Raw genomic sequence first — 3,627 nt, 5'->3', positions numbered from 1 at the left:
GGCGGGGGGGGGGGGGGGGGGGGGGGGTGCGGGGGGGGGTCGCGGGGGTGGTGCGCCCCGGGGGGCGGCGCGTGGTGGTGGGGGCCGCCGGTCTGGCTGGCTGCCGGGCGGTCGTGGGGCGGGGCCTCCGGGGTGACGTCGGAGGGGGCCGGGGGGGGGGGGGGGCGGGGTGCCGGGGCGTAGGAGGGGGGGGGGGGGCGGCGGGGGGGGTGGGGCAGCATGGGGGGCGTTTCGGGGGCGTACAGGGGCGCGGGGGTGTAGCTGGGGACGACCGCGAGGACGACGTGCGGGGTGTGTTCCACGAGCTGCGCCAACAGGCCGTCAGGGGCGTGCAGTTCGGGGGTGTCCGCGGTGGAGTCGATGACGGCGACGATCGCGTCGAAGCCGGCGCCGGCGATGTTGTAGGCGTAGCGGTCGCCCGGGCCGTCCGCCGGGTTGTCGTGGGCCGGGAAGGTGAGGCGGGTGCGGATGGCGTAGCCGGGGTCGTCGACGGCCAGGACCGGGGAGCGGGTGGTCGTGGAGTAGGTGACCGCGGCTTCCGTGACCTGCTCCAGCTCGCGGGCGAGGCGGAGGGCGGCGTACATCAGCTCTTCGCAGCCGAGGATGTGTACGCGGTGGGCGTTCTCTCCGAGGGTTTCGGCGAGGCGGGCTGCCATTTCGGGGAGGGCGGCGTCGAGGCGTATTCGGTGTTGGGGTGTGAAGCCGTGGCGGCCGCCGTCGGGGAGGCCGTGGGGCCAGTGGAGGTCGACGCGGTTGGGTTTCGGCTGCGGGTCTGTGGGGGCTGGTCGCGCCCGCGCGGCGGTAGCCGCAGATTCAACGCAGCCCCGCGCCCCTATCGGGGCACGGTCGTACTCGGCGACCAGAGCTTGCCCCTTCTCCAGTACCCCCTCCGGCAGGCTCACCGTTCCCGATGCCGCTGCCACCAGGTCCACCCTCGCGCCTATCTCCCGGGCGAAGTCGTCCAGGCGACCCGCGTCCGCGTCCGAGCGCATGTCGACCAGGGCGACCACGACGTACCGGCCGCGCGGATACCGGTCGTGGAGGTCCCTGATCGTGTTCAGGACCGTGTTGCCGGTCGAGAACTCGTCGTCGACCAGGACCAGTGGGCCGTCGCCGACCAGCAGGGCCGGGTCCTCCGGCAGCAGCAGATGCGAGGTCGCGTGGGAGTGGGACTCCTCGAAGCCGCCCGCCGGGGCCACGCCGGGGACCGGGCGGCGGGTGGAGTGGAGGTAGGGGGCGAGGCCGATGCCGTCGGCGACGCAGTGGCCGAGGCCGGTCGCGGTCTCCGCGTAGCCGAGGACGACCGCGCGGGCGGACTCCTCGGTGCCCAGCAGGTCGCGGACCCGGCGGCCGAGGGCGAAGCCGGCGCCGTAGACCACGGACGGTGACTGCGGGACGTGCTTGCCTAGCACGTTGGAGACCAGCAGATGGGCCCGCTTGGGGTTGCGGCGCAGGGCGAGGCCCAGCAGGTCGGTCAGGTTGTCGTCGCCCAGGAGTTCGACCCCGAGCCGCTCGGCGACCCAGGTTCCGGACCAGATCCCGCCAGGCACCTCGTTGTTCACTGCGTTGTTCATGCGTCCCTTGTGTGTAACCGACCCAGTCACTGCGTGTCTCAGTCGGGGATTCCGGCGGCCAGCAGCTCGACGAAGCCGATGTCCTCGTTGGCCACCCCGAACACCTCGGCGCGCAGCATGGTGCGCTCGGCCCAGGCCCGGTGCGGCTTCACCTCGTTCATCTTGTTCGTGTACTGCGACCGCAGCACTCCCCCGCCGCCGCGCTCCGGGCGCAGGATGTCCGCCGCGTCACTGAACTCTTCGTGACTGACCACCGACAGTGCGTGCACGGGAAGCACGTGCGAGGGGTGGATACAAGTCTTACCCATCAGACCGTTGGCCTGGTCGAGGGAGATCTCGCGGAGCAGTCCGTCCATGGCGTGCTCGATGAGCGCCTCGCGCAGTTCCTCGGCCTGGCCCTCCAGGAAGGGGCTGCGGCGCAGCTGCGGCTTGAACATGCGCTCCTGGACGCGGAAGTACTCCCAGACCGGCCCGGTCACCGTGAAGCCGGTGCCGTCGGCCCGGCCCAGCATGTTCACCACGTCGGCGATCACGGAGGCGACGATCTGGACGTCCCAGGCGGTCATGTCGGGGGCCCGGCGCAGGCCGTAGGAGGAGCAGAAGTCGGTCACGCCGAGGCGGAGCGCCAGCACCCGGTCCCGGTACTTGTCGACCGCGCGGGCGATGCCCTCCAGGGTCTCCACCCGCGACTCGCGGTACATCAGCTCCGGCGACTCCAGCACCGGCATGGCGAACAGTCGCCGCCCGCTCGCCGCCTCGGCGCCGGAGAGCGCCTCCAGGAAGGGGATGCCGCGCTCCTCGGTGAACTTCGGGAGCACGAATCCGGACAGCAGCCGGACCGCGGGGCCGAGCCGCCGGACGAGGTCGGGGATCTGCTCGGGGTGGCGGACCCGGATGAAGAGCAGCGGGAGATCGGTCTCCGCCCGGTCGGCGAGTTCCGTGAACTGTCGTACGAGGTTCTCCTCGGCGTCCACGACGTCCTCGTCGCCGATCGAGTCCTCCAGGCACAGCACCATCGAGACCACGCCACGCCCGACCTGTTTCAGGATGTCGTCGGCGAGCCGCGGCCTGGTGGCCGGGCTGTAGAGCGTGGCGCCCAGAGCCGCGGAGAGCAGCCGGGCCGAGGAGTCGGCGCTGAACTCGCACGGCTCCTGATGGAAGAGGCGCTGACGCACCTCAGGGGCGATGTGCCCGAAATGACGCATATGACTCCCCCGTGGCGGCTGGGCCTCCTGTGAACGGTTCACAGGTGGCCGGTAATAGTACGTACAAACCCATGTCAGGGGTTCCCACCGGGCATGAACTTCAGGTAACGCAGGCAAGCACGACCGGGTCGGATTCCCTTGCGGAACCACTACCCCCGCGTTGTCGTGACCAGGACCGAGAAGGCAGGATGACCGCATGACGCACGCCATGCTGAAGGGGTCCAACGTCCCGCTCGAAGTCACCACGGTACGCGCCGTGCTGCGCTGGACGCCCGGACAGGGGGTCCCGGTCGTCGACGCCTCGGCGCTCCTCCTCGGCCCCGGCGGTCGCGTCCGCTCCGACGAGGACTTCGTCTTCTACAACCAGCCCCGGCACCCCTCCGGGAAGGTCTGGCGACTCGGCCAGAAGCGCGTCGCCGAGGGCCTCACCGATACGATCCAGACAGATCTCTCCGGTGTCGAGCCCACCATCGGTCAGATTCTCATCGTCGCTTCGGCGGAGGACGTCACCTTCGACCGCGTGAAGGATCTGCGCATCCTGCTGTACGACGCGGCGGTCGCCGACGGTGAACCGCTGGCGCACTTCGACGTCAAGCCGGAGACCGGCCGCGAGACCGCACTGATCTGCGGGGAGCTGTACCGCCGCGGAGAGGGCTGGAAGTTCCGCGCCCTGGGCGAGGGCTACTCGGACGGTCTGAAGGGCCTGGCGAGCGACTACGGCATCCTGGTGGACGAGTCGGAGGCCGCGGCCGAGGAGCCGGCCCCGGAGTTCTCCCAGCCCCTCCCCCCGGCACCGCCGCCTCTTCTACACATCTCCGACCCCCCGCGCCCCCTGAGCAGCTCGTCTG

The 3,627-nt window shown here is 71.2% G+C and carries 3 protein-coding genes; 1 reads left to right on the top strand and 2 read right to left on the bottom strand.

What is annotated here, in order from left to right; translation table 11 throughout:
* Positions 1-1,574, bottom strand: a 1,574-nt coding sequence (locus HLK59_RS48970) for a phosphoribosyltransferase family protein (RefSeq protein ID WP_171148166.1), incomplete at its 3' end; no start/stop codon positions are given.
* A gap of 38 nt (positions 1,575-1,612) precedes the next feature.
* The gene (locus HLK59_RS48965; protein ID WP_171148165.1) at positions 1,613-2,779 is read right to left on the bottom strand and encodes an HpcH/HpaI aldolase/citrate lyase family protein; all 1,167 of its coding nucleotides are present in this window, start codon (positions 2,777-2,779) and stop codon (positions 1,613-1,615) included.
* 196 nt (positions 2,780-2,975) lie between these two features.
* Here HLK59_RS48965 and HLK59_RS48960 point away from each other — a divergent pair.
* On the top strand, positions 2,976-3,627 hold a 652-nt coding region (locus HLK59_RS48960; RefSeq protein ID WP_171148164.1), incomplete at its 3' end, for a TerD family protein.

The organism is Streptomyces sp. S3(2020), from assembly GCF_013044505.1.
In the GTDB taxonomy this organism is placed as follows: Bacteria; Actinomycetota; Actinomycetes; order Streptomycetales; family Streptomycetaceae; genus Streptomyces.
Note: the sequence above shows the minus strand (reverse complement) of the source record. Positions and strands in the feature narration are given on the sequence as shown.

What these genes read in the sequence shown, in the direction of transcription:
- HLK59_RS48965 (WP_171148165.1), bottom strand. Translation starts at nt 2,779, where the DNA reads ATGCGTCATTTCGGGCACATCGCCCCTGAGGTGCGTCAGCGCCTCTTC.